The organism is Sinorhizobium mexicanum (assembly GCF_013488225.1).
In the GTDB taxonomy this organism is placed as follows: domain Bacteria; phylum Pseudomonadota; class Alphaproteobacteria; order Rhizobiales; family Rhizobiaceae; genus Sinorhizobium; species Sinorhizobium mexicanum.
Map to the genome: position 1 here is coordinate 483,771 of NZ_CP041241.1, position 24,721 is coordinate 508,491.

26 protein-coding genes and 3 pseudogenes are annotated in these 24,721 nt (G+C 59.2%); 20 read left to right on the forward strand and 9 right to left on the reverse strand.

The features are described from left to right. Positions 1-25: 25 nt before the first annotated feature. A pseudogene (locus FKV68_RS26440) lies at positions 26-1,619 on the forward strand (phospholipase D-like domain-containing protein). Here FKV68_RS26440 and FKV68_RS26445 read toward each other — a convergent pair. Then, on the reverse strand, positions 1,514-2,455 hold the full coding sequence (locus FKV68_RS26445; protein WP_180943483.1) for a lysylphosphatidylglycerol synthase domain-containing protein: 942 nt from the start codon (positions 2,453-2,455) through the stop codon (positions 1,514-1,516). The pseudogene FKV68_RS26440 and the gene FKV68_RS26445 overlap by 106 nt on opposite strands. Positions 2,456-2,533: 78 nt before the next feature. Between FKV68_RS26445 and FKV68_RS26450 the strand changes: the two genes are divergently transcribed. Continuing rightward, the gene (locus FKV68_RS26450) at positions 2,534-3,298 is read left to right on the forward strand and encodes an endonuclease/exonuclease/phosphatase family protein (protein WP_180943484.1); all 765 of its coding nucleotides are present in this window, start codon (positions 2,534-2,536) and stop codon (positions 3,296-3,298) included. 346 nt (positions 3,299-3,644) lie between these two features. Then, complete coding sequence (locus tag FKV68_RS26455; RefSeq protein WP_180943485.1) at positions 3,645-3,851, forward strand: hypothetical protein; 207 nt, start codon at positions 3,645-3,647, stop codon at positions 3,849-3,851. A 175-nt stretch (positions 3,852-4,026) separates the two neighbouring features. Here the strand turns inward: FKV68_RS26455 and FKV68_RS26460 are convergent, their stop codons facing one another. Further along, complete coding sequence (locus FKV68_RS26460; RefSeq protein WP_180943486.1) at positions 4,027-4,647, reverse strand: cysteine hydrolase family protein; 621 nt, start codon at positions 4,645-4,647, stop codon at positions 4,027-4,029. Further along, positions 4,644-4,820, reverse strand: a complete 177-nt coding sequence (locus FKV68_RS26465; protein WP_180943487.1) for a hypothetical protein — start codon at positions 4,818-4,820, stop codon at positions 4,644-4,646. Before FKV68_RS26465 ends, FKV68_RS26460 begins: the two co-directional genes overlap by 4 nt. A gap of 288 nt (positions 4,821-5,108) precedes the next feature. On the opposite strand from FKV68_RS26465, the gene FKV68_RS26470 reads away from it, so the two are divergent. Continuing rightward, a complete protein-coding gene (locus FKV68_RS26470) occupies positions 5,109-5,315 on the forward strand; it encodes a CsbD family protein (protein WP_180943488.1) in 207 nt (68 codons plus the stop codon). Positions 5,316-5,441: 126 nt separating this feature from the next. Here the strand turns inward: FKV68_RS26470 and FKV68_RS33905 are convergent, their stop codons facing one another. Together FKV68_RS33905 and FKV68_RS33910 are read right to left on the reverse strand one after the other, a co-directional pair. Next, complete coding sequence (locus FKV68_RS33905) at positions 5,442-5,798, reverse strand: type 1 glutamine amidotransferase family protein (RefSeq protein WP_180944007.1); 357 nt, start codon at positions 5,796-5,798, stop codon at positions 5,442-5,444. Positions 5,799-5,825: 27 nt separating this feature from the next. After that, positions 5,826-5,936 (reverse strand): annotated as a pseudogene (locus FKV68_RS33910) (type 1 glutamine amidotransferase domain-containing protein); the annotation flags it as partial. Here FKV68_RS33910 and FKV68_RS26480 point away from each other — a divergent pair. Then, the gene (locus FKV68_RS26480; protein ID WP_180943489.1) at positions 5,883-6,770 is read left to right on the forward strand and encodes an electron transfer flavoprotein subunit alpha/FixB family protein; all 888 of its coding nucleotides are present in this window, start codon (positions 5,883-5,885) and stop codon (positions 6,768-6,770) included. The pseudogene FKV68_RS33910 and the gene FKV68_RS26480 overlap by 54 nt on opposite strands. A gap of 160 nt (positions 6,771-6,930) precedes the next feature. After that, a complete protein-coding gene (locus FKV68_RS26485) occupies positions 6,931-7,542 on the forward strand; it encodes a TetR/AcrR family transcriptional regulator (protein ID WP_245181385.1) in 612 nt (203 codons plus the stop codon). Positions 7,543-7,741: 199 nt separating this feature from the next. Here the strand turns inward: FKV68_RS26485 and FKV68_RS26490 are convergent. The 3 genes and pseudogenes from FKV68_RS26490 to FKV68_RS26500 all read right to left on the reverse strand — a co-directional run. Beyond that, a pseudogene (locus tag FKV68_RS26490) lies at positions 7,742-7,877 on the reverse strand (glutathione S-transferase); the annotation flags it as partial. A 92-nt stretch (positions 7,878-7,969) separates the two neighbouring features. Then, positions 7,970-8,773 (reverse strand): cysteine hydrolase family protein, encoded by an 804-nt coding sequence (locus FKV68_RS26495; protein ID WP_180943490.1) that lies wholly within the window; start codon positions 8,771-8,773, stop codon positions 7,970-7,972. Between the two features lie 1,045 nt (positions 8,774-9,818). Next, on the reverse strand, positions 9,819-10,478 hold the full coding sequence (locus FKV68_RS26500; protein WP_180943491.1) for a lectin: 660 nt from the start codon (positions 10,476-10,478) through the stop codon (positions 9,819-9,821). Between the two features lie 1,173 nt (positions 10,479-11,651). Here FKV68_RS26500 and FKV68_RS26505 point away from each other — a divergent pair. From FKV68_RS26505 to FKV68_RS26570, 14 genes are all read left to right on the forward strand, one after another. After that, on the forward strand, positions 11,652-12,263 hold the full coding sequence (locus FKV68_RS26505; RefSeq protein ID WP_180943492.1) for a YceI family protein: 612 nt from the start codon (positions 11,652-11,654) through the stop codon (positions 12,261-12,263). Positions 12,264-12,318: 55 nt separating this feature from the next. Beyond that, complete coding sequence (locus FKV68_RS26510) at positions 12,319-12,927, forward strand: cytochrome b (protein WP_180943493.1); 609 nt, start codon at positions 12,319-12,321, stop codon at positions 12,925-12,927. Positions 12,928-12,955: 28 nt separating this feature from the next. Beyond that, complete coding sequence (locus tag FKV68_RS26515; protein WP_180943494.1) at positions 12,956-13,537, forward strand: YceI family protein; 582 nt, start codon at positions 12,956-12,958, stop codon at positions 13,535-13,537. Between the two features lie 558 nt (positions 13,538-14,095). Next, positions 14,096-15,025, forward strand: coding sequence for a pca operon transcription factor PcaQ (gene pcaQ / locus FKV68_RS26520; RefSeq protein ID WP_180943495.1), 930 nt, complete (start codon positions 14,096-14,098; stop codon positions 15,023-15,025). A 520-nt stretch (positions 15,026-15,545) separates the two neighbouring features. Continuing rightward, positions 15,546-16,718 carry an ABC transporter substrate-binding protein gene (locus FKV68_RS26525; protein WP_180943496.1) on the forward strand — a complete coding sequence of 391 codons (1,173 nt, stop codon included), beginning with the start codon at positions 15,546-15,548 and terminating at the stop codon, positions 16,716-16,718. A gap of 78 nt (positions 16,719-16,796) precedes the next feature. Next, a complete protein-coding gene (locus FKV68_RS26530; RefSeq protein ID WP_180943497.1) occupies positions 16,797-17,660 on the forward strand; it encodes a branched-chain amino acid ABC transporter permease in 864 nt (287 codons plus the stop codon). Positions 17,661-17,670: 10 nt separating this feature from the next. Further along, entirely contained in the window at positions 17,671-18,660 is a 990-nt protein-coding gene (locus FKV68_RS26535) for a branched-chain amino acid ABC transporter permease (RefSeq protein ID WP_180943498.1), read from the forward strand. Next, positions 18,657-19,421: an ABC transporter ATP-binding protein gene (locus FKV68_RS26540; RefSeq protein WP_180943499.1), complete on the forward strand. Its 765-nt coding sequence runs from the start codon at positions 18,657-18,659 to the stop codon at positions 19,419-19,421. The genes FKV68_RS26535 and FKV68_RS26540 overlap by 4 nt, the downstream gene beginning before the upstream one ends. Beyond that, positions 19,402-20,118 (forward strand): ABC transporter ATP-binding protein, encoded by a 717-nt coding sequence (locus FKV68_RS26545; protein ID WP_180943500.1) that lies wholly within the window; start codon positions 19,402-19,404, stop codon positions 20,116-20,118. The genes FKV68_RS26540 and FKV68_RS26545 overlap by 20 nt, the downstream gene beginning before the upstream one ends. A 268-nt stretch (positions 20,119-20,386) precedes the next feature. Next, positions 20,387-20,884, forward strand: a complete 498-nt coding sequence (locus FKV68_RS26550) for a GlcG/HbpS family heme-binding protein (protein WP_180943501.1) — start codon at positions 20,387-20,389, stop codon at positions 20,882-20,884. Between the two features lie 179 nt (positions 20,885-21,063). Next, complete coding sequence (locus FKV68_RS26555) at positions 21,064-21,441, forward strand: DUF6152 family protein (protein WP_180943502.1); 378 nt, start codon at positions 21,064-21,066, stop codon at positions 21,439-21,441. Between the two features lie 29 nt (positions 21,442-21,470). Then, positions 21,471-22,382 (forward strand): hypothetical protein, encoded by a 912-nt coding sequence (locus FKV68_RS26560; protein ID WP_180943503.1) that lies wholly within the window; start codon positions 21,471-21,473, stop codon positions 22,380-22,382. A gap of 113 nt (positions 22,383-22,495) precedes the next feature. Continuing rightward, the gene (locus FKV68_RS26565; protein ID WP_180943504.1) at positions 22,496-22,984 is read left to right on the forward strand and encodes a DUF6644 family protein; all 489 of its coding nucleotides are present in this window, start codon (positions 22,496-22,498) and stop codon (positions 22,982-22,984) included. A 25-nt stretch (positions 22,985-23,009) separates the two neighbouring features. Beyond that, entirely contained in the window at positions 23,010-23,540 is a 531-nt protein-coding gene (locus FKV68_RS26570; RefSeq protein WP_180943505.1) for a DUF6644 family protein, read from the forward strand. 99 nt (positions 23,541-23,639) lie between these two features. Here the strand turns inward: FKV68_RS26570 and FKV68_RS26575 are convergent, their stop codons facing one another. Beyond that, on the reverse strand, positions 23,640-24,590 hold the full coding sequence (locus FKV68_RS26575) for a LysR family transcriptional regulator (RefSeq protein ID WP_180943506.1): 951 nt from the start codon (positions 24,588-24,590) through the stop codon (positions 23,640-23,642). Between the last annotated feature and the right edge of the window lie 131 nt (positions 24,591-24,721).

A 24,721-nucleotide genomic window follows, 5' to 3' on the forward strand; every position in this document is an offset into this window, starting at 1 on the left:
TCAATTTGCAGTCGCAACAGATGGGATGAATAGGCTTGGCTTGGAAAAGCATGTTTAGCAGAAGGCCACGTGACCGAGAGCGTGGGGAGCGCCGACCAATTGTCAAGGAGGCGCAAAATGCCTGGCGCAACGTGCCGGCGAGGCGCTTATCCTTTCTCATCGATGCCGCCGCCTATTATGCCTGTCTGGAACGCACGCTCGAGGAGGCCGAAGAGCAGATCTGGATAACGGGATGGGACTTTGATCCACGTATCAAATTACGCCCCGGCAGTCCGCATGCGGAAGCGCTCGGCAACCTGCTGGAGCGTTTGGTCGCGCAAAACCCGAACCTCAGGATCCGCATTCTCGTCTGGGCGATGGGGCCGATCTATTCTGGAAAGTCTCTGCGGCTGTTTCGGAAGCAGAAATGGGCCGCGCATCCTCGGATTGAACTTCGCTTCGCAAACCATCGATCGCTGCGCGGTTCGCATCATCAGAAGCTTATCTCCATCGATGATGGTATCGCTTTCGCCGGTGGCATCGATCTGACCGCGCGGCGCTGGGATACGCCGGCCCATCTGGCCGACAACGAGCTCCGGCGCGATCCGGATGGTCGACCCTACGATCCGGTGCATGACGTCCAGGTGGTGCTCGATGGCGACGCCAGCCGCACGATCGGAGACCTCTGTCGCACCCGCTGGAAGGCGTCGACCGGCGATGAGATCGCTGCGCCACGCACAACGAGAGTTGCGTGGCCAGCCGGCAATGTCCCAATCCTGCAGAACTGCTCGGTTGCGATCGCGCGCACCGAGCCCGCGATCAGAAAAGGAAGGGGCCGGCGAGAAGCGTTGCGCCTTACACTCGACGCTTTACGCAGTGCGCGGCGCCATATCTACATCGAGAACCAGTATTTCGCCTCGCGGAAGATCGGCGCATTGCTTTGCCGACGACTGAAGGAGCCGGAGGGTCCTGAAATCGTCATTGTCACCACCCGCAACTCGCATGGCTTGCTCGAGAAGATTTTCATGGGGGGCAATCGCGACCGCCTCATTCGACGGCTGAAGCAGGCTGATCGTTATGGCAGGCTGCGGGTCGGCTACCCGGTCGTGCCTGCGGGCGATGGATCGGACCAGGAGGTGTTGATTCATTCCAAGGTGGTGGCGATCGACGGCCGATTTCTCCGCGTCGGTTCATCGAATTTCAATCACCGTTCCGAAAGTCTCGACACGGAATGCGACGTCGCGGTTGAAGCGGCAAACGAAGAGCAGAGTGCTGCAATCGTCGGTGTTCGCAACGGGCTTTTGGCGGAACATCTCGACGTCGACGCGAGCGAAATCGAGAGCGCGTTAAGGGACACTGGCTCCCTCATCGCTGCCTTCGACCGATTAAACACCCGCCGCCGCGGCATACGCGCCTTCGATGGTGTCGACCGCGGTGGGGCGACCAACCTTGTCTGGGGCACTGGCCTTGTCGATCCGCGCAGGCCGATACGACCATTCTACCGGATGCACAAATTGATACGACGCTGGGGCGGTCAGGTCTTTGCCTTGCTCGCCAAGTTTCCTGCGTCGTCTCGACGAACGACGAACTCTGCAATCGAGAGCGAGAGCAACCCGAGCGGCAGCGGCAGGAAGAAATAGATCGCCCGAAAGGCGATCAAAGCGCCGATGCCGGCCGAGCTGCCAAGCAGGAACGCTACCGTTGCCTCGATCACGCCGATGCCTCCCGGAACATGGCTGACAAGTGCCGCCGCATTGGCACTCACATACGCTGTCGCCGTATCGAAGAAGCCTGGATTTCCGAAGGCCAGCAGCAACTGATGGAGACACGCACTGACAAAAAGGAAATTGACCGTGCCGACAATCACTTGGCAGATCGCAATCCGTGGCGACGGCATCTCGAAATTCCAGCGAAATACCCGAACCGACCCTTTGAAAAATCGCGCAAGAACCAGATAGCCACCCGAGGCGGCGATGCAGCTTGCGCCGAAGATGAGGACGCCGGTTTGCGACAATCCGATGATCCGCGCGGGCCCCGCCGGCACGATCAGACAACAAAGACCGGCCAATGTGATGAGACCCAGGCCGACGGTGACTCCGCAGAAGAGAATGATCTTTGCGACTTCTTCGGCATTCAGCCCCCAGCGCGAATAGAACCGATATCGGACGGCTCCGCTGCTTAAAGCCGCGCCTCCGACGTTGTGGCCAATCGCAAGGCTGGTGAATGAGGCGATGGCGACTTGCGTATAGGCAAGCTCTCGCCCGACATAGCGCACGGCAAGCGCATCGAAAAATGTCAGACTGAAATAAGAAAGAAAAACGAACCCGACAGCGGTGAGCAGACGTCCCGGAGGGATCTGCATGATCGAGGTCGCGATCTCGTCCAGGCTATACTGGCTGAGCGTGCGATAGATCAACCACCCCGCCAGACCGATGGCGGCAACGACAAGCAATCTTGCAAACAGCTTCATGACCATAATTGCCGTTCCCACACCTCCACCGGAACGAAATGCACCTCCCGCGTGTTCCAAACGCGCGACCACAGAAACAAGAGCATGCGACGGCGGATACGTTTCCTCACCTATAACGTGCACAGTTGCTTCGGCACCGACCGCAAGCTCGACCCCGCCCGTATCGCTGCCGTCATCAACGAATGCCGCGCCGATATTATCGCCTTGCAGGAAGTGGATGTCGGCCGCGCGCGCAGTGGCGGAATTGACCAGGCACACATGATCGCCGCGCATCTGCAAATGGAGGCGCAATTTCACCCGGCTCTCCACCTGAAGGACGAAAAGTATGGAGATGCGCTGCTGACTGCCTTGCCGATGCGCTTGGTCAAAGCCGCCGCTCTGCCGTCGGTCGGAGAAGCACGAGGGGCACTTTGGGTGGAGGTCGATCTGGCTGAAGTCAAGCTTCAAATCGTCGTCACGCATCTCGGGCTCCGTGGTGCCGAGCGCGTGCGCCAGGTAACGACGCTTTTGGGACCAGGCTGGCTGGGTGGAATAGATCAGCGTGAGACGCCCGTGGTGCTGGCGGGCGACCTCAATGCGACGGCGCGTTCGGCCGCCTATGGGCTCGTGGCGCGACAGCTTAGGGATGCGCAACTTCAGACCGATGCAAAGCCGCGACCGACCTTTCCCTCGAGATTGCCGCTCTTGCGGATAGACCACATCTTTGTCGGTGCAGAAATAGAGGTGAGACATTGCGGGGTGCACAATACTGCCTCAGCGCGCGTCGCTTCCGATCACCTACCGCTTGTCGCGGAACTGGAGATCGGCGTCTCGGAACAAGTGAACGACGACACCGGGAGCGGAGATTGAAAATGACAACCCGCGCCTTCCGGCCGGCAGCCGGGACGACACAGTCTGTGTAGCCGTCCGCCCGGCCGCTTGAGTGCCGCCATGTTCGGGCTGCAAGCATGGCGCTGTCATGCTTGTCGCAGCTCTCGGACCGGCGAGAGGCGCTCCACGAAGATCTCTCGACTATGAACCGTCCTGCGGATCACTCGTTGAAGAGAGTTGCTCGCGCAACACGGCTCGCGCTCCCTTTGTCATTGAGCCGATTGGTAGGCAGTGCTAGCCTTCCTCCTCGGCGAGGGCATTGCTCGGCTTCGGGACCTCCGCCGTCCCGAAGTGGCGCTTCGCACCGCGTCAGGAGGCAAATATCATGGCCACATACACCGGCAACGCATCTCATCCGATCTTGCCGGGTGAGTTCGAGATGCTCAGGGATGTCCTTGAGATTTCCGTCCAAGAGCGCAACCTGTCGATCGACAGCGAGGAAGCAAGGGAACTCGCCGGACGGCTGATCGAACTCTATGAAAGCGGCGTCAGGGATCTCACGGCGCTGCGCGCCATGGCGAAGCTTTTTTAGGCTTCCGCCATGGGCTCAATCAGCCCCGTCGAGAGCTTGGTGCAAGGTTTCGGGCTTGCCGCAACATCGCGCTTCGTTTCCCTACTGTTTCAACATCCGAACTAACGGGATGCTCGGGGGGCCTTCGGTTTCCTCGAACGCCGCTAAACGTCGCTGTTTAGGCACGATCCTCAAACTAAGCGGTAGCCTCTTCGAGAAATGTTTCGGTCATTACGAGTTGCAGCTGCGCAGAAAAGCGCTCGCCCAACAGCTCCAACGAGGCGTCATGTGAATCGTCTGCGCTGCTGCATACGGCGTCCGTCAGGAGGATGACCCGGTAGCCGAGATCAATTGCGCCCAGCGTAGCGGCGAGAACGCAGACATCCGTTTCGCCGCCGCTGATGGCGAGCGTAGAGACCCGGTCACGTTGAAGCTTTGCGTGGAGAGTGCCGTCAAACCATGGTGAATAGGTGCGTTTGTCGTGTATTTCGGCAGGTGGAACGAGAGCGGCGAGCGGCTCAATCAACTCAATCATGTCGGGGGGCAAATGCTCACCGGTCATCATCCACCATTTCGTATAATACGCCGCCCACGCCCCTGGCATTCCAGCAGCAGTCCTTGGAGGAATGAAACGGGTGAAGATCGTTTGTTGCGGATGACGGCTGGCCACCTCAACGACCTCGGGAGACACCTTCTCCATCCACGCAACGTGCCATGGCGTGTCCTCGGCAAACATCTTCTGCATATCGACACAGAGATGCCGCCAATTGCCAAGAACTCCCGCCCGGAACCGGTTCTCCACGTCCAGTGCGCTCATGATTTGTCAAATGATTGGGCGCCGATCGCCGACGAGCCGTCGCCTTTGCGGAGTCTACGAAGCTGGTTGACAAGCTGAAGGGGAATTGATGCGCGAGCGGCCGAAATATCGCAACTCTCGGCTATCAGCTTCAGCATCTCCTGGGCCTCGTCTGCGCTGACCACGCCGCGCATGGCCAATCGCCCGATAAGAATTAACAACGCTCCCTCGGTCCCAAGCGAACGCCGCGTGACTTCCTTCTCGAATGTATTTTCCATTCGTTTGGTGCCTCCAATATCTCTTGGCTAACGACCGATCAGAACGATTGTTCCCGGATCAAGGTGCAGTCAGAGCAGCGATACGGGGCTCCGTCGCCGACCGTCGCCCTCTCCAGGCAGGTGGTCATCCGGACAGGCCTCAGGAACCAAATTCAGCCATAGCGAGTTCCTGCACCACGCAAACAAACGCACCAGGAGATAGTCATGGATTGGAATCGCGTCGAAGGTAACTGGAAGCAAGTCAAAGGTAAGATCAAGGAACAATGGGGACGACTTACCGACGATGATCTCGACGAGATTGCCGGCAAGCGCGAGCAACTGGAAGGTAAGATCCAGGAACGCTACGGCATCGAAAAGGACCTCGTAAGACGAGATATTGACGATTGGTACGGCCGTCAGAGGTGGAATTGACGACGCCGCGAACAGATTGTCAAAAACCCCGCCTCGGCGGGGTTCCCTTTGTGCCGGCCCTTTGACCCGCAACAGACAAGATCACGCGCAAGCGGGTTCGACAGGCTTGGTCCTTCGAGCCTTTGTCTATTTGTCCTTGGGGGCGAGCCGCTTTAGGATTTCGGCCGCAACTGCGTTTGCCGTGGCCGGGTTCTGGCCGGTGATCAACTCGCGGTCGGTCACCACATTCGGCTCGAAGGGCTTCTTGTTGCTGACGAAAACCGCACCGGCCTGTTCTAGCGCATCCTGCGGGTAGAACTTCATCTCGCCGCCGCCGAGCAGGGGCTTGGCCATTTCTTCCTCTTCGTTACTGAAGACGGTGATCCTGTAGCCGGCATAAATCCAGTCCGGGGAGGCTTTCGGCCCGGTGCCAGCGGCCATGTCCTGCTCGAAGGCGGGTGCGTCCTTGAGTGTGGAGATCAGCCCGATGGGCCCATGGCACATCAGCGCCGTTACCTTACCCTGCGTGTGGAAGTGCCGGAGAAGCTTGCCGAGGCCAGGGCTGATCAGAAGGTCCTGCATCGGCGCATGGCCGCCCGGAACGTAGACGGCATCGAAGCTCGCATAGCCGGCCCGTTCGATTTGGTCGAGGCTGACAACCGGCGAGTCCTTTTCGTCCGTGATCTTCAGCTTCGTAAGCAGGGCTTCGCTTGTGCGCATCGCCTGGTCGCCGACGACGCCAGCCTCGGCAACAATCTCGCCGAGCCGCTCGCCGCAACGATCGTCGCGCTGGCCGGCGGCTACGACACCATCATTGCCGCCGCCACCTCGGTCGGCAAGAACGTTTTGCCGCGCGTCACTGCTCGACGTCGCCCAGGTCTCGGAATCATCGAGGTGGTCTCCGCCGACACCTTCAAGCGGCCGATCTATGCCGGCAACGCCATCCAGACGGTGCAGACGAGCGAAGCCAAGCGCGTCATCACCGTGCGCACCGCCTCGTTCGCCGCTGCCGCCGAGGGCGGTTCGGCCGCGGTCGAGACGGTTGCGGCCGCCGCCGATCCGGGTCTTTCCAGCCATGTTGCCGATGCGCTGTCGTCGTCGGACCGGCCGGAACTGACCTCGGCGAAGATCATCATCTCCGGCGGCCGCGCACTCGGCTCGTCGGAAAAGTTCAAGGAAATGATCCTGCCGGTCGCCGACAAGCTCGGCGCCGCCGTCGGCGCGTCGCGCGCCGCCGTCGACGCCGGCTACGCCCCGAACGACTGGCAGGTCGGCCAGACCGGCAAGGTGGTCGCGCCCGACCTCTACATCGCCTGCGGCATCTCCGGGGCGATCCAGCATCTCGCCGGCATGAAGGATTCCAAGGTGATCGTCGCCATCAACAAGGACGAGGAGGCGCCGATCTTCCAGGTCGCCGACTACGGCCTCGTCGCCGACCTCTTCGACGTCCTGCCGGAACTCGAAAAGGCGCTGTGATCCTGATGACGAGCAGGATTTGCCGGAAGGCGGGGAGTATCGGTCTTTGGCGGGCGAATACCGAAATCCGCAGGCGGGCCGGGTGGTTGAGCCCTTCGATTTTGGAATGTCAGCATGATCGAAAACGCTAGCGGCCGGAGTGGGCAACACGGGTAGGCTCTTGAAGAGAGATCCAGAACGCACCAGAGACACGATACTGCGGGCCGCCACGGGCGAATTCGCCGCCTATGGCATGGGCGGCGCGCGAATTGACAACATCGCGCGAAGATCAGGCTCGAACAAGCGTATGATCTACCATTATTTTGGCGATAAGGAGGGGCTGTATGCGGAGGTACTGGATCATGCTTTCGCCAGGATGCGGAGTGCCGAGCAATCCTTAGATTTCGACCTCCTCACGCCCATGGAAGGCGTTGAGAAGATCGCTCGATTTATCTGGCAGTACTTTCTGACGAATCCAGAAATTCTAAGCCTTCTTGGTACGGAGAACCTACATCAGGCACGCTTTCTTGACCGATCCTCGAACGGAAAACTGCTCAACCACCAACTGGTGCGCAAGTTGCAGGCGTTAATCCGGCACGGTCAGGCGGACGGCGTGATGAAGGGCGATATCGATGCTTTGAAGGTGTTTCTCACCATGTTGTCCATGAGCTTCTTTTACCTTTCCAACCGGTACACGTTATCAACGATGTTCAACAAGGACCTTGAACAGGAAGACGTACTTGCGAGGTGGGAGGATCATATCGTTCATGTCGTTTCACAGTCGCTCCGGTAGTCAACGTTGGTGGTGCTCGTCGCGGAGCGAGTCACGACAGGGCCGAGGGTCAAGATTCCTTCAAGGCGACGAATGCAAAGGGCGACTCGCCAATGCGCCGGTTCCGTCGCCATCGACCGATCGTCTCAGGTGGGTGGAGACCGGCATGGAGCTGCACTTGCATCGACGCTTCCACTCGGCGCGAAGCCACGGCTGAGCGAAGAAAGCGATCAAAGCCGACCAGCTCGCGCGCTTCGCAAAAAACCGATCATGGTGCGCCCCCGGCCGAGCAGCGAAATATCGGCGATGCTGTAGTCAGCGCCGCCCATCACCCAGTCGCGGCCCGCGAGCCGTTCCCGATTTGTGAGGTGGGAAGCGACTGTCGAGCTCCCGGACTCGATGCCATCGGGACGGGCAGCCGAACCGGCTGCCCCGAGACGGCCATGCCTCATTGCGTGATCATCATCTTTACGGCATCATCGGTGGTCCAAAGTCCGTTCGCCATATATCGGAAATTGACCAGCGCCGCTTGATAGCCATCGCCTTCAGGCAGTTTAGTTGCGGCTATCGCGTCTCGTATGACCGCTACTTCAAATCCCTCTTCGAGGAATTCGCGAAGATGTGATTCAACACACATGTTCGCAAGCATTCCTGCGAGAATTATCTGCGTGACGCCCTGCTTGCGGAGTTGGAAGGAGAGGTCGTTCAGTTGGGGACCGTATAGCTTGTGCGGCGAGGCAATGATCGTTTTGTCGTCCTCGATATACTTCTTGAAATCGGGTAGGAAGTCTGCGCCAGATCCCTCGAAGCCGTCCAATGTATAAGGACCCTTCCGGTCGAAGACGCCAACATCATGCTGAAAGATCTCGAGCGGACCCTGCACCTTCCAGGTATGATCCCAGTGGTAATAATGATGGGGCGATATCGCGACCACCATTCCTGCCTGTTTTGCGGCGGCGAAGAGCTGATCCAGGTGGGGAACAACTTGATGTTCGGTAACACTTTCACCCACGACGGGCCAAGCAAGCCCCTTGGGGCTCATGAAATCATTCTGTGGATCGATAACGACGAGCGCCGCTCTTGAAACGTCGAGTTTCATGTTGCCTTTGGTCAGTGCTGGATTGGCTGGATCTTTGTACAAATCGGCGGCTGACTGTGCATTGGCGGGTGCGCTGGCTGTAATAAGAATAACTGCCCAAGCCAGAATTGCTGATTCGAAATTTCGAAGTTTTTTCAGCTTTTGGACTAACATTGAACTGTCTCCTGTCGACGATATTGTCCGTTACGCCCGAAGTCGGAACTGCGCGTCCGCAATGTATTACCTGGAAGGCGATCAGGAATTGCTTCGTGGTTCTACGCTAAATTAGCAGCAACCAAGCCGAAACTATACTTTGGTTTTGGGGGCGCCGATGAGAACGTTTTCTATCACACCTTGAAAATCCCGGCCGGACAGGAACCCCGCTGTGATAGACCCCGTTCCGTGACGTCATGGCTGCGGTCCCCTTACGCTACTGCGCAAGGGCGAGGCGGACGACGCCGCCTACAAATGGATCAACTTCCTGCTGCGTCCGGAAATCGTGGCCAAGGTTTCGGCCGCGGCAGGCGAGACCATTGCGGTCAAGGACGGCATCAGCCTGTTGCCCGATAACATGCGCGCAGTGGTTGGGGGCCTTCACCGAGGAAGATCTGACGAAGATCAAGTTCGCGGCACACATCCCGCCCGGCGTCGAAGACCTCGACGCCAAGGCGCTCGAGCGGATCAAGGCCGCGACGAACTGATCGGCTTTCTGCGAACGATCCCGGCCGCGCATATACCGGGATCGCAAGGTCGGGTTCTACTCCCTGGCGCGCTTGCTGACTCTCGGGTGCGTTCACAACATTTGCCACTTGGAGCGATCGTTTTTCCTCGTTAGACTCTCGTCATACGCATAGAGCCGGCATCGACCTTGAGACCTGATCTACTGCAATTCGCTGCAGGTGCGCGACGGAAGGACGAGCGTTGAAGGATCCCAAATCTAAAGACAGCGCCGCGCCAAGCGACCAGCCGGCTTACCGCCCGATCGGGTTCCGGGCGATAGCGGCCGCGTTCAGCGTTCGCCGCCCTCCCGCTGTCATCAGCAATGAAAGCGAAGCGGCGTCGGGCGAATCCTTCCTGCCCTCCGGATTTCATTCGCCACCAGACGACTGAACTGGTGGAGACACCAGACACTCACACGCCTGGCGGGAAACGCGGGGCAGCGCCTTGCCCTCAACGAACACGAGTTTGTGTTCTCGGCGCAAGGCCCGCCCCATCAAGTTCAGTTCTTAGCGAAGCAGTAGAGCAGCCCGCCGCCACCCGTGGATTTCAGTGCTTCTGTGCCGCAGCCGCCGCGGCTGGGGTGGGCGGAATTCCAGGAATTGATCCCCGCTTCACGACCACGGCGGTCGTGGTGACCGAGCATTGCGGCGCCTTCAGTGCTGGACGTCCAGTTGTTGCAGGTGCGGTCTTCGCCGGCGGCAAAGGCGGTGCCGTCCGGCTGGCTGCCGGTCAACATGTCGTGCAGGTTCGTTTCGTCGCCCACGCCGCTGATCTGCTCGCCCTTTTCGGTCAGGGCAGTTTCCTTGTTGATGTTGACTTGCTTCGTGTGCAAGGCCTCGACGTTCGCGGCTATTTCTACGCCCTTGGCGTTGACCCAGGGGCCCGAGCCGATGCGGTCGCGGGCATTTACGGCATTGTCACCCTGAGTGCTGAGATAGGCGGCCCATTGGCGGGCGCCTGCGCCTGCCGCCTTGGCCAATTGCCCGCAATGGGCATCGGCACCTTCAAGCCCGCCGAGATCGGCTCCCTTGCCCGGATTGGTGCTGGTAACGAAAAACGTCATATTGGCCTTCGCATCCTGCGCCACGGCCGGCGGGGCCAAAAGAGCCAAGGCAGTGAGGCCACCGGCGGCCATGAGGATATTCGACAGAGATTTCATGTGTTCTCCTGCGCTGTACGTTCACGTTGTCGTGGTCTTAGCCCCGCGGGGCGATGGCTTGAGCAGGGTAGAAACGAGGCGGGGCCTTATCAAATTCCATTTGCCCTTAGCAAAATAAGCAGACGTTATCGAGCGCGCTCATTTCAGCGCCGGCGCGAGGGCGTCGATATCGGCCGCCATACGCATGATTGCCTCCTATGGCACTGTCCGTGTCGGCGCGGCCCCTTCCCAAACGCGTTGCTCGACACGTCATGCTGACTGGCGCTGCTCGGCGTTTTCGGCCTGCTGGATACCGAATGTATTTCGCCGCTTGGAATTATATTTTATGCGAGTGGTATTCCTTGCCGGTTATTGTTGCCGTGAACCCTCGAATTCGCAGCAAATTCGGATCTGGCCTCTCCAGAAGCTTTTTCCTCCTTGCGAGATGAATACAGGCATTGGCCACCGCGGATTGGCTGTCATGCGCAGCCATGTCGGCATGGTCGCATCCGTCCGCTGCCGCACAGTGATCGTGCGGGAGGCCTGCATCCCGCCTGCCGCGCATGGATCGGCGAAGACTGATGACACCGCGGGCATCCACGAGGTTGCTCAATGCTTGCGGCGCGGTCTGCAATTCGCGCGCCTAGCGATGTTCGTAACCAATTCATGATTCCCGCGGGAACGGAACAAGGCACGCGTATCGGCATATCTGATGCGCGCAACCTTACCGGGCATGATGATTTCGAATGTCAAATCGAACATGCCATGGACCGGATGTTGAAGGACCGGCATCGCGGCGCCGCAACGACGGGGCCATGGCGGGGGGCATGGGAGCCTCCGAGCCTTGCTAATTCTACCGATGCTTGTGTCGTGGCCGCCCGCCGACGGGTCATGCGAGGGTTCCCAAATAACCTGCGGGTTATAGCGAGGGCGGCAAATGTCAGTTTACAGGACGGCCGCCGCGTGAGTTATTTTGCCGCGTCTTCAGCGGATTGCGGGAGGCAGAAGTGCTTGGGAGGGCACTGGCAAAGAGATTCTTGAAAAGAAGCATGAGGCGCGTCGGAGCTGGGTTGCCTGCTCCTGTCGATGCGCCTGGCGGAGACGGCTAGGAGGGGGATGCCTTCCTGCTTTGTTGGTGGACAGGCGCTGTGTGGCGCCGGGCCGCCCATTTCACCCCGACGGAAAGGAACGAGAGTGAAGCACGAATTCATCAAAACTCTGGCAACGGCGGCAATTGTCTGCGGCATGTCGTTTGGGGCTGCAAGCGCTCAGGAAGGTATCGACCTGGTCAATGGACAGACCAAGTTTGATATCGACCCGCACCATGCCACGGTTCTGCTAGCATGGAATCATGTGGGAATGTCCACAACCTACGCTGTGGTCCGCGAGTTCGAAGGCACGCTGGATCTGGATCCGGCGAAAGTCGAAGACGCCAATCTCTCGGTGTCGCTGAAGCTCGGCTCGCTTGACACAATGGAGCAAAAGCGCACCGAAGACCTGCAAGGTCCGCGCTTCTTTAACGTCGCGAACTTCCCCACGGCGACCTTCAAGAGCACCTCGGTCAAGCGCACCAGCGATACCACGGCCGACGTGACCGGTGATTTCACCCTGCTGGGGCAGACCAAGCCGCTTACGCTCAAGGTCAAGTACAACAAGGCGTCAAAAAATAAAGACAAGCTCCTGGTGGGCTTTGATGCCGAAACGGTCATTACCCGTGCCGACTACGGTGTTGCGACCCTGGCCCCGATGGTTGGCCCGGAAGTGACGGTGAAAATCAGCACCGAACTGCTTGCCGCCGCAAAATAATATCGCGCATCCCGGGGCTTCGGCCCCGGGGCCATGCCAGCACGAGGAAGAAGAAATGCCCCTGAAGCACGCCAACAGCGATACCGCTGGTGACGCGGTCGGACCGGCGGAAGCCTATGACTGGTTCGCCAAGACGCTGCACTGGGGGATGGCTGCGGCTCTGCTGGGTCTGGGCCTTCTTGGATACTACATGAGCGGCCAGCCATTCTCCCTGCGGACCTTCAAGCTGTTCGATCTGCACAAATCGCTGGGACTGATCATGCTGGGTCTCGCGGCCCTGCGGTTGTTGCGTCGTTGGCAGAAGGGCGCTCCGGAACCGCTGACACAGGACGCCAAGGCGTGGGAGCTGCTGCTGGCCAGGATCGTGCATCTGGCGCTTTACGTGCTGATGTTTGCCGTGCCGATCCTGGGCTGGATCGGCGCTTCTGCCTCGGGATTGCCGATGACGTGGTTCGGCCTTGCCAATATCCCATCGGTAACCCCTGCCGACAAGGAGGTTCAGGACTGGGCCTTCCTCCTGCACGAATGGGGAGTCTGGCTGCTGCTGGCCTGTGTCGGCCTGCACGCTGCCGGCGCGTTGAAGCGCCATTTCATGCTGAAAGATGAAACGCTTGTGCGAATGCTGCCGTTCGGCTGGGCCTTGGCTGCCCGCCTGCGTCGGTAAATGCGCCTGCCAGAATACTGAGGTTAGAATGATGTACCAATCCTGGAAGCTGGTCTGCGCCGCCGTCGCGCTGATCTTCGGTATCAGTTCGCCCGCCGTGGCGATCGAGTGGCAGATGCTGCCGGAAAAGAGCACGCTCACTTTTGAGGGCACTCAGACAGGCAGCGCCTTTTCCGGTAGTTTCGGCAAATTCGACGCAGACATCGTGTTCGACCCGGCGGCGCCGGGAAACGCGAATATTTCGGTGGTCGTCGAGACGGCCTCTTTCTCAAGCGGGTCTTCAGACCGCGACTCGCAGGCGGTCGGGCCTGAATGGTTTGCGACAGAAGCCTTTCCGAAAGCGCAATTCACTGCAACCGCGGTGGAAAAGCGGGGCGATGGCTGGCTGGCCAAAGGAAAACTGCGCATCAAGGAAGCAGAATTACCCGTAGAGTTGCCCTTCACGCTGACGGTCAATGGGGAGAGCGCCGTCGCCGAGGGAGAGATGAAGTTGGATCGCACCCAGTGGAGTGTGGGAACCGGCGACTGGTCGGATGGCAGCTTTGTCGGTACCGACGTGACTTTGCATTTCCATGTCGAAGCGACGAGCCGGGTGGCGGTGGGAGAGTAGCCTCGCCGAAGGGCCAGCAACATGATGATAGCGTTGGTGCCGCGGCAGGCACCATGGCGGAAGCGGAGCGGGATGCATAGCGGGGCCCATGTGCTCACGGCCATGTCATTGCTCCATTATCGGCTGTTGCGTTGCTCGGTCGGTGGGGCTGCTTTCCTGATGACCGGTTGCTTCCTTTGGCCGTTGGGATGGCGGATGCTGTCGCACTCTTGATCGGGCACCGATCCGGCGCCTGCCAGGTCTGGCCTTTGTTTGCAGTCTGGCAACAATGATTGCAGGAGCATACTGGCCCTCGATGCTATTGGGGGCAAATACGATCCGTTCGAGACCCTCGGCTTCAACTTCAGCACGGATCTGGGTCTCTCGCCCGCATGGAGGTGTTGGGAGTGCGACTTGCGCTGGCGGCAATGCCGGCGATCTTTCGGTCTGCGCCTAGCTTTTGGTGCAGGTCCGTCAAGGCTGATGCCGCCTGAAACAGGCAGCAGCTTTACGGAAAGAATACCGCAGGTTCCCAGCCGGGCTATGCGTCGCGCGGCGGGAATGGGTGAGGAGAGAAAGATGACGCGAAGACTGTTCAATCCGCGCCTTCGGCTGCGCCACATCGTCTGTTTTCTCGAAGTGGCGCGTTTGGGGGGCATCGCCAAGGTGGCGATGGAACTCCATATAACGCAGCCAGCTGTCACCAAGACCATCCAGGACCTGGAAGAACTGTTGGGTACTGCACTGTTTGTGCGCGGGTATCGGCAATTTACCCTGACCGACGCCGGGAAGGTCTTTTTGCACTATGCCTTGAGCAGTGTGAACATGTTGCGACAGGGCTGCAACATTCTCGAAGATATCGAGAAGAACAGCACGATTGTACGGGTAGGGGCGCTGCCAACAGCATCGTCGAGTGTCCTGCCCCCCGCCGTCAAGGAATTTGCCGACCAGAGCATCAGGGCAAAGCTGGTGGTGGTGACCGGCCTGAACGATTATTTGCTGTCGCAACTGCGGCTGGGGGATCTGGATTTCGTCATTGGCCGCATGGCCGATCCGGAGAAGATGACCGGACTGACTTTCGAGCATCTCTGTTCGGAAAGGGTGGTGTTGGCGGTCCGCCCGGGCCATCCCCTGCTCGAAGAACCGTTGCAGTTTGATCGAATTGCCAATTATCGCCTGATCATTCCCCCCGTCGGGTCGATCATCCGTCAGTCGGTGGAAAAGATGTTCATGATGCACGGCATCACCAAGTTCGACGACGCCATCCAGTCGGTCTCGAGCAATTTCGGACGTGGTCTGGCCTGCGCATCGGACTATGTATGGGCCATTTCAGAAGGTGTCGTCAGGCATGACGTGGAGGCTGGCACTTTGGTTCTGCTACCCGTAGACACCACAGAAACTGCAGGCCCTGTGGGGCTGACCAAGCGGGTCGACTACACGCCAAGCTTTGCAGCAGATGCCCTTATGACGATCTTGCGCAACACGGTGACCGCATCGACAACGATCTGACCGCTGCATTCGACGAGGTAACACCCGGAAGCGAGGCTAGCCCGCGATCGGATTGGGATAGATGCTACGCGTGATGCACGCGAGCGTATATATCATAAGTTGCAGATCGCCGGACCCGATTTCGGGTGCCCATTGTTTACTTTGGCGCCATGACGCTCCGTAGAAAGATGACGGAGCAAAGCTGGCGGTTCACTTTCATTGATGCATCACGAGGTTGTCCGCATCCTTGCTGAAGGAATTCATTCCTTTTCGTATGGTAAAGGACGACCAATGTTCCGCATTTGCGGTAATCATTCGCATCTCTAAATTATGGTCCGCGCGCGTATTATTTCCAGATGCGCGCGCGATTTCCGTGACTATTCCACGGTTGATCAGAACAGCTACGATAATTCAGCGGTTATGTTGCAATCTCCTCTTTTCATTTTACATCTGCCGGTCCCGCAGATACCCGAAACTATATCAGATGCGCGGATTTGCCACTGGTCGGTTAGGGATCGACTTTTTCATAGGGGAGGACATCGTGAAGACACTAAAACTCGCAGTAGTTGCATTTGCATTGTTGGGGGGCGTTGCCCATGCGGACGTGATCAAGGTCGGCGTTGTCGGGCCGTTCTCGGGCCCCTTCGCGCTGCAAGGCAAAAGCTTCAAGGCCGGGATCGACGCCTATATGGCGGTTAACGGCAACACCGTTGGCGACGACACTGTCGAGATCGTGTATCGCGATATTCCAGCCGCCGATCCGGCTCAGTCCCGCGCCCTGGCGCAGGAGCTGATCGTGAAGGAAGGTGTGCAATATCTGGCGGGCTTTTATTTCACGCCCGACGCGCTTGCTGCGACCGCGCTGCTCGAGCAGGGCAATGTCCCGATGGTGGTGATGAATGCCGCCACTTCGGCGATCGTCACCAAAAGCCCTTACGTGATCCGCACCTCGTTCACGCAGTACCAGGTTTCGTCGCCCATCGCGCAGGTTGCTTTCAACGCCGGTGCAAAAAAGGTCATCACGGTCGTTAGCGATTACGGGCCGGGCATCGACGCTGAATCGGCCTTCAAGGTTGCCTTCGAGGCGGCTGGCGGGAAGACCGTGGAATCGGTTCGCATGCCGATGTCCACCAACGACTATGCGCCGATCATGCAGCGCATCAAGGATTCGGGCGCGGAGGGCGTCTTCGCCTTCCTGCCGTCCGGCCCGACGACGCTCGGCTTCGTCAAGGCCTTCAACGAGAACGGCCTCAAGGACGCGGGAATCAAGTTCTTCGCGCCGGGCGATCTGACGCAGGAATCCGATCTGCCGGCGCTGGGTGATGCGGCCGTCGGTATGCAGACGACCTTCCACTACGCGATCTCGCACGACTCGGACGCAAACCGTAAGTTCGTCGAAGCCGCAGGCAAGGCCATCGGCAACCCTGCCGAGGTCAACTTCCCGGCCGTCGGCGCCTTCGATGGCATGCATGTGATTTACAAGATGATCGAGGCGACGGGTGGTGAGCAGGATGCCGCCAAGGCCGTTGATGCGATCAAGGGCCTTTCCTGGGAGAGCCCGCGAGGTCCGGTCGCGATCGATCCGGAAAGCCGTCACATCACGCAGAACATCTACCTGCGCGAAGTCGCCAAGGCCGAGGACGGGACCTACTACAACAAGGAAATCCAGACCTTCGAAAAGCAGGGCGATCCTGGTCTGGCATACGTCAAGTAAGTTTCCTCCCCCGCGGCCGCCTTCCCGCCCTTGCGCGGGAGGGCGGCTGCCAGGCAGAAAATACATTAGGGCGCTTTCATGCAAACGGTCTTGAGCATAGCGGTCGATGCACTCGCTTACGGCATGGTGCTGTTCGTGATCTCCATCGGCCTTTCCGTAACCATGGGGCTTATGCGGGTTGTCAATCTCTCGCATGGCGCATTCGCGATGATTGGGGGCTATATCGCCTCCTATGCCGCCCGCGACATGGGGATTGGTTACGCGGCGGCGGTCATCCTGGCTGTTGCCGGTACGATCGTCATCGCCATCCCGATCGAGAGGCTGCTTTATCGCCGCATCTATGGTGCGCCGGAACTGGCGCAGGTGCTGATGACGATTGGCATAACCTTCTGCATCATCGGCATTGCAAACTATGTCTTCGGGCCAACTCTCAAGACCATTCCCACCCCGGAGGCCCTGCGCCATTCGGTCAGCCTCGGGTTTCGCACGATTTCGGCGCACCGGCTGTTTGCGATCGGCAGCGGCTTCGCGGTCGCCGTCGGCCTGTGGTGGTTCATCGAGCGCACTGCTTTCGGCGTGCGGCTGCGTGCTGCAGTGGACAACGCGGCGATGGCTGCCGCCCTTGGGGTGAAGACCCAGGTCGTCTACGCGGTCAGCTTTGCGGTTGCCGTGGGGCTCGCCGCTTTCGGCGGCGTCGTTGGAGCAGAGCTGTTGCCGATCGAGCCTTACTACGCCCTTCGCTACATGGTGACGTTCCTTGTCGTCGTATCGGTCGGAGGCGCAGGATCAATCGTCGGGGCGCTTGGCGCCTGCTTGCTCCTGGGCGGAATCGATACCACTGGACGCTACCTGATGCCCGAGTTCGGTGAGTTTTTCTTCTACCTCGCGGTTATTGCCATCGTCTGCCTGTTCCCGCGCGGCCTAATCGGAAGGACCAACTGAGCACATGTCCATGAGCCTTGTTAACCACGTCGGCGATCGCCGCGCCCGCCTCAATCGGGACGCCATAGGTGCCATTGCCATCATCGCCGTCGCAGTCTGCGGATATTTCCTTTTTCCCAATAACCTAGCGCTGCTGACGCGAGTTACTGCGATCGCGCTGCTGGTGCTTTCCATCGACTTGGTTACCGGCTATTGCGGCGTGGCAACGCTTGGGCAGGCGGCGCTGTTCGGCGCCGGGACTTATGGCGCAGGGATTGCCGCTGTCCATTTCGGAATCACCGATCCCATCGTCATGTTGCTGATCGGGGTCGCGGCCGGAGCCGTCGCCGGGCTGCTCTCGGGATTTGTCGTCCTGCGCGCCCACGGTCTTCCTCAACTCGTCCTGTCGATTGCGCTCGTTCATCTCGCTCACGAAGCGGCAAACAAGGCGTCCGGCTGGACAGGGGGCAGCGACGGCCTTTCCGGAATCACGCCAGATGCGATCTTCGGCGTGTATCAGTTCGATCTGTGGGGCCGCACTGCCTATGCTTTTGGCATCGTCATCCTGGTCGTCGTTTTTCTGGTGCTGCGCCAGCTGGTGCGCTCGCCTTTCGGGATGCTGTGCCGCGGCATCAAGCAGGATCCAGTCCGTGTGCGGGCCATGGGCGCTTCCGTTCATGGAACGCTGATCAGGATGTACGCGATTTCGGGGGCAGTGGCCGGTGCAGGTGGTGCGCTGAATGCGATCTCTACTCAGGTGGTAGGCCTCGACAGCCTCTCCTTCACGCTTTCCGCCGAGGCACTGGTCATGCTGGTTCTGGGTGGCACGGGCTCACTTTACGGGGCATTGGCGGGGACGCTGGCTTTCATATGGTTCGAAGATGTCGTTTCGGCCGCCAATCCTTTCCATTGGCTTACCATTGTCGGCGCTCTGTTGATTGCGGTCGTGTTGTTTGCTCCGAAGGGTCTTTACGGCTCGACAGCAGCCTATCTTGAGCGCCGGGCGAGGAAACAGGCATGAGTGCGATTTTCGAGGTCCGGAACCTGAAAAAGACCTTCGGCGGCCTGGCGGTTACAAACGATGTGTCGCTGGTGATGAAATCGGGAGATCGCGTGGCGCTGATCGGACCGAACGGCGCCGGCAAAACCACCTTTGTCAATCTGGTGACGGGAAACCTGAAACCCAGTTCCGGCAGCGTTCATATGGCCGGGGCCGATGTGAGCCAGCTCGGTCCGACTGAACGGGTGCGTCTGGGCTTGGTACGATCGTTTCAGGTAACGCGGCTGTTTTCCGAAATGACGCCCGAGGAACATGTGGCTCTGGCGATCCTGCAAAGGGAATCGCGTTCTGGCCGCATGTTTTCCAGCCATCGCGCCATGCCCGACGTGATGGAAGAGGTGTATTCGCTCCTGTCGCGCCTCGGGATCGCACAGCTTGCGGGCCGTCGTGTGAGTGAGATCGCCTACGGCCAGCAACGACTGCTGGAACTCGCTCTGGCGCTTGCGCTGAAACCGAAAGTGCTTTTGCTGGATGAACCGGCTGCCGGGGTGCCGCAAAGCGATACCGCGCGGATCGAACGGGCGATTGCCGATCTGCCTTCGGATCTGGCCGTGTTGATGATCGAGCACGACATGGACCTGGTGTTCCGCTTCGCCAAGCGCGTGGTCGTTCTGGCTGCGGGCGAGATCATCTTCGACGGCCTGCCTGGGGATGTTACCAAGGACAACCGCGTCCGCCAGGCCTATTTGGGGAGCTATGCCGATGACAGCTGCGTCGCTTGAGATTTCCGGCCTCTGCGCGGGTTACGGCCCAACGCGCGTCCTGGAGGATATTTCTTTTTCCGTCTCCGCCGGGAAAAGGCTGGGCATTCTTGGGCGCAACGGCATGGGCAAATCGACGCTGTTTGCCACCCTCGCAGGCCAGACACGCCGTTATGGCGGCGCTATTCAAATGAACGGCGAGAATATCGAAGGGGCCGACAGCGCCACCCGTGCCTTGAAGGGTCTGGGTTATGTGCCGCAGTCGCGTGACATCTTTCCGACGCTGACGGTCGAGGAGAATCTGTTTGTTGGTCTGAAGGCTCGACCGAAATCGGCGATCGAAGAAGCGTATGCAATGTTCCCGCGACTGAAGGAGCGACGCCGCAACCTGGGTTCGCAGCTTTCGGGGGGCGAGCAGCAGATGCTGACGACGGCGCGGACGATTCTGGGGCAGCCTTCGGTGTTGTTGCTGGACGAGCCGTTGGAAGGCCTCGCCCCGGTCATCTGCGAAGAGCTGATGGAAGCCTTCGGCAAGCTGGCGGCCTCGGGGGAGATGACGATTTTGCTGGTCGAGCAGCGCATCCAGAGTGCGTTGGACTTCGCAGATGAGGTGATCATCCTCGAGCGCGGCCGGATGGCTTGGTCGGGAACGCCGAAGGAGCTTTCGCAGGACGAGCACACGGTGGAAACCCTGCTCGGAGTGGGTGGGCTGCATTAAGCCGTAAATGCCGGCTTTGCCGGCGCTTGCTATGCTATTCAGCGTCGCTTGACTTGTCAGCGACGCCGCGTAGATCTGTGCGTATATACGAGAAGTTCGAAGTAATTATAAGGTTATACGGGGAACGCAATTTATCATTTTACACAACGTGTATTCTGATGAAGTAGTTACTCCCGCAAATGTCCGCAGTGCTTGCTTATCTCTATGAAAAATACCTGCGGACAACCTCGATAAAGTCTTCCCGGGATGGGAGAAGGGGACCTTTAGCATGAAAATGAACTGTTTGATTGCGGCTTTTGCGCTGGCGCTGAGTGCCGGTGCGTCTGCCGCACAGGATGCGGTGGTCAGCCGCCCGGCACTAACCGCAAGTGGTGCCAAGGCCTTGGCCGGCGCCTGCTTTGCCTGGGCCAAGGAAGCCCGTCCGGACCGCGACATCGCCGTGGCGGTGGTCGATGCCGGTGGAGCGCTGATGTACTACGAGCGCACCGATGGCGCGACGGCACAAACCGGAGCCTATGCCCTCGGCAAGGCGGAAACTGCCCGCCAGACCGGCAGCCTCAGCGGCGCCGATATGGACCGGCTGACGAAGAACCCGCCGGATCTTCAGGTGCTGACGTTCAACCGGTTGGGCCTGCAAGGGGGCGCGGCGATCCGAGCGGCCGACAAGACGCTTCTGGGCGCCATTGGTGTTTCGGGGATGGCTTCGGCCGAAGACGAGCTTTGCGGCAAAACCGCAATCGAGAAAGTTGTCGGTTCCACTTCGTGACCCGGTGACGGCGCTTGCCGGTCGGCAACTCGTCGGCCTGGCCAAGGGAAATAACACGCAGAGAAGACGGCGGCGGAATAACCAGCAGCGTGAATTTCGCGTGTCAGAAGGAATTTGATCGCCGGCTGTGACGAGAGTTTACTGCTCACGGGCGATCTACAACTCAAGGAGGAGTTACAATGCTGAAGAAATCTGTTGTTACCCTGGTGGCTGCGACGGTCCTGTCCACCGCAGCTGTCATCCCAGCAACTGCACACCATTCGACCGGCGCCTTCTACACCGACGAGCGCGTGGATGTCGAAGGAAAGGTTGTGGAGTTCCTTTACGTGAATCCGCATGGCCAGCTGGTCATTCAGGATGCTGCGGGCGCTTTCTGGGTTGGCGAGATGAGCAGCGTTCTGGGCCTTCAGCGCGCCGGCCTGACCAAGGCAAAGCTGCCCGTCGGCACCAACATCAAGATCAACGCACAGAAGTCGCGTGACGGCAGCAATCGCGTATTCGTGCGCCTGATTCAGAAGGACGGCGCGGACGTCTACAAGAATGAACCTGAAGCTTGATGGCTGGTCGTGACCTTTTGGGAGGACAAATGAACGTGAAAAGCTTGAAGTTTACATTTGGTGCAGCTCTTGCAGTAGTAATGATGGCTGGTGGCGCACACGCTGCCGATGCTGCTGCACCTGAGAAGAAAGTTGTCCGACACGAAAGTAAATTGGACAAGAAGGTGCCCCAGCCATTTTGGGTGCAGATTCCTCCGTCAAAGGAAACCCTCGAAAGCACCAAGATTCCGCGCACGGCCGATGGCCTGCCGAACATCTTTGCTGAATGGGTGGCGAACTGGCGCACCATTGCACCCGATGGGCGTGAGCCACGCGAACTGCGTCCGACTGACCGCATCAAGCCGGAGGACTTTGCAAGCAAAGAAAAGTACATGGAATTCGTGAATCGTGACATGAGCACGAATCCGGCGAACAGGTGTATTCCTTCAGGCGGTGCCCGCATCGTATCCTCGCCCTACAAGCTGGAAATCGTGCGCACCGAGGAAGGCGCTCGTCACCAGAAGGTAGTCTTCCTGAACGAACAGTACAGCATCATCCGCCGGGCCTACGTCGGCGACTTCAAGATTCAGCCGAATCAGGAAGTGCGTGGTCAGTGGGGTGCTTCGAACGGCGAATGGCAGGATCGCAGCGGCGACGGCAAGCCGGACACGTTCTTCGTCAAGACCACAGGCCTCAACGGTTCCTGGCTTGAGCAGCCGGGCCTCACCTATGATGACGGCACGGAGTTCACCGAAGAATACTGGCTGAGCGAGGATGGCAACACCCTCCACATGCTGGAAACGATCACCGATCCGAAGACCTATAGCAAGCCAATCAAGCACCATATCTGGTGGAGCCGCGCCAAGACCGACGCAGAAGCAGTTCATGATGAATATATCTGCTACGTGGAAAGTGCTACTCCGGAACTTCTGCTGCTGAAATACAATAGTGCCAAGAAGTAATTCTTGAGAATAACCTCGGCCTGCAGTCATTTCGGGCCGGGGTTTTTGACCTTGTCGCGTGGTCACCGGCCGTCCTAGGGAGAGGCAAAGGACGGTAATTCAAGGAGAGGAAAATGCTCACATTCGCTGAGTGGATTGCGCAAACGGCAATCAGTCAGTGGTTGCAGGTCCAGGGATGGTGGTTTGTCCCGGCTGTACAATCGATTCATATTCTGGCGATCGCGGTTGTGCTGTCGTCGCTGCTGATGCTCAATACGCGCCTTCTGGGGCTGAGCGGAAGCGGACTGAGCATCCCCCAGGTAGCGCATCGGTATCTGCCCTGGCTGTGGTGGGGCCTTCCCATACTGGCGGTTACGGGCACTTTGCTGATTGTGGCTGAGCCGGTCCGTTCGCTGTGGAACGTTGCGTTCTGGATCAAGATGGCACTGCTGCTCGTTGCCCTGGTGCTGACCTTGCGCTTTCAAGGCTATGCCCGGATGGATCCGGGATTTTGGGAGAATGCCGCCAACAAAACACGGATCAGGGGCTATGCCGTCCTGAGCCTGCTTGTCTGGCTCGGCATCGTTTTTGGCGGCCGGTGGATCGGCTACGTCAACGCGTGATCCGCAGGTCCGAAGGAATTACATCATGCAGAATTTTATTTCCTGGCTGGGTCAAAGTTCGGTTGCCCAGGCCATTCAAATCTCCGGCTGGATGTTCCCGACCATCGAATCCGTCCATGTTATTGCGATATCGTTGGTGGTCGGCGTGATTGCAATCATGGATCTGCGTTTGCTTGGGCTGACCTCCGGGACGCGTGCAGTGACGGCAGTGAGCCGCGATACCCTGCCCTGGGTCTGGGCGGCCTTTGTGCTCGCGGTCATTTCGGGTGCGCTGATGTTCGTCAGCAATGCTGAAACCTACTACAACAACCGTGCGTTTCTGATCAAAATGGGGCTGATGGTCCTGGCCGGCATCAATATGCTGGTGTTTGAGTTGATCACTTTCAGGTCGGTTGCCCAGTGGGACCGCGATGTCAGCCTGCCCGCTCCGGCCAAGATCGCTGCAGCCTTGTCGCTGTCGCTGTGGATCGGCGTGGTCGTTTTCGGCCGTTTGATCGGCTTCACGCTGGATTTCTTCTCCGGGGGCGCGTCCCAGTATCTTACCACCCTACGATGATGGTCCTCTCCTTCCGCCATGGTAGCCGCCGGGCGTGCGGGGTCACGGTCCGCCCGCGTGCCCGGCTCCCTTAGCGAGAAGAATGTTCCCAGTCACGATCTAGCGATCGCGAACAACTGGTCGGCGGAACTGTTGTACCTCGCGCCAGGCATATTGCGCGCCCGCAATGTTTCCGGCGACGATAACCCCCAGTGCTTCGAGAATCATCGAGCGCATATCCGCGTCGAAATCGCGTCGGGTCACCAAGCGCAGCGTTCGAGTGACCTCAGGATCGACGATACGGCGCGCGGCAAGCTCGCCGGCGGTGATCGCATCGAAGAACGCACCGATCGGCACCACGGTGCATCGTCGTCGCAAGCGCATAAGCTCACGGCGTAGCTCTATGGCCTCGGCCTCGAAACTGACGTTGAGCCGCACATCGTGCTGCCTTGCTGTTTCCTCGATGCGCTGCCGTGTGTTCCGGATCTGGCCGTCCAGCACGAGCGGAAAGGAGGATAGGTCCCGAAAGGGTACGTCGCCCTCTTCCGGTTTGACAATCGATGGCGCGCCGACGAGGAACATCGGTTCTTCGACCAGCGCCACCTCCTCAAGACCATGCGCGATATCGGTATCGTAGCATAGAGCGGCATCGATCGCCCCATCGATGACCAGAGTGATCAGATCGTCGGTCATTGCGGAATGCGGTTGCAGCTGAATGCCATGGGTTTCGTCGAGTCGCACCATCAACTCGGGGACGAGCAACCGGCCCGGCGTCGGCGGAAAACCAAACCGGATCTTCGCTCTCGCCTCGGCGCGGAGCGCCGCCATGGCGGCCTTCGCCTTCTCCACGCGCGCGAGAATGTCCTGGGCGTTGACGAGCAGGATCTTTCCCGCGGCTGTAGGTTTCACGCCTCGCGCACCGCGCTCAAGCAGTTTCATGCCGATCTCGTCTTCCAGATCGCGAATCTGTTGCCCGAGCGTCGGCTGTGAAATGTGCATGGCGTCAGCCGCAAGCGTGAAGCTGCCCATCTCGATGGCGCGGACGAAGAATTCGAGCTGACGAAGTTTCACCGGGGAACACCTTTTCACTCAAGCTAAAGGAAAAACCTTCCGCTCACAATGGAATTTCGTTCTTGTTGGCGTGGGTCCGGGTTTTTACAGTTCACCTGCTCTGTTGCGGTATCAACCGAGGAGAAGGATGA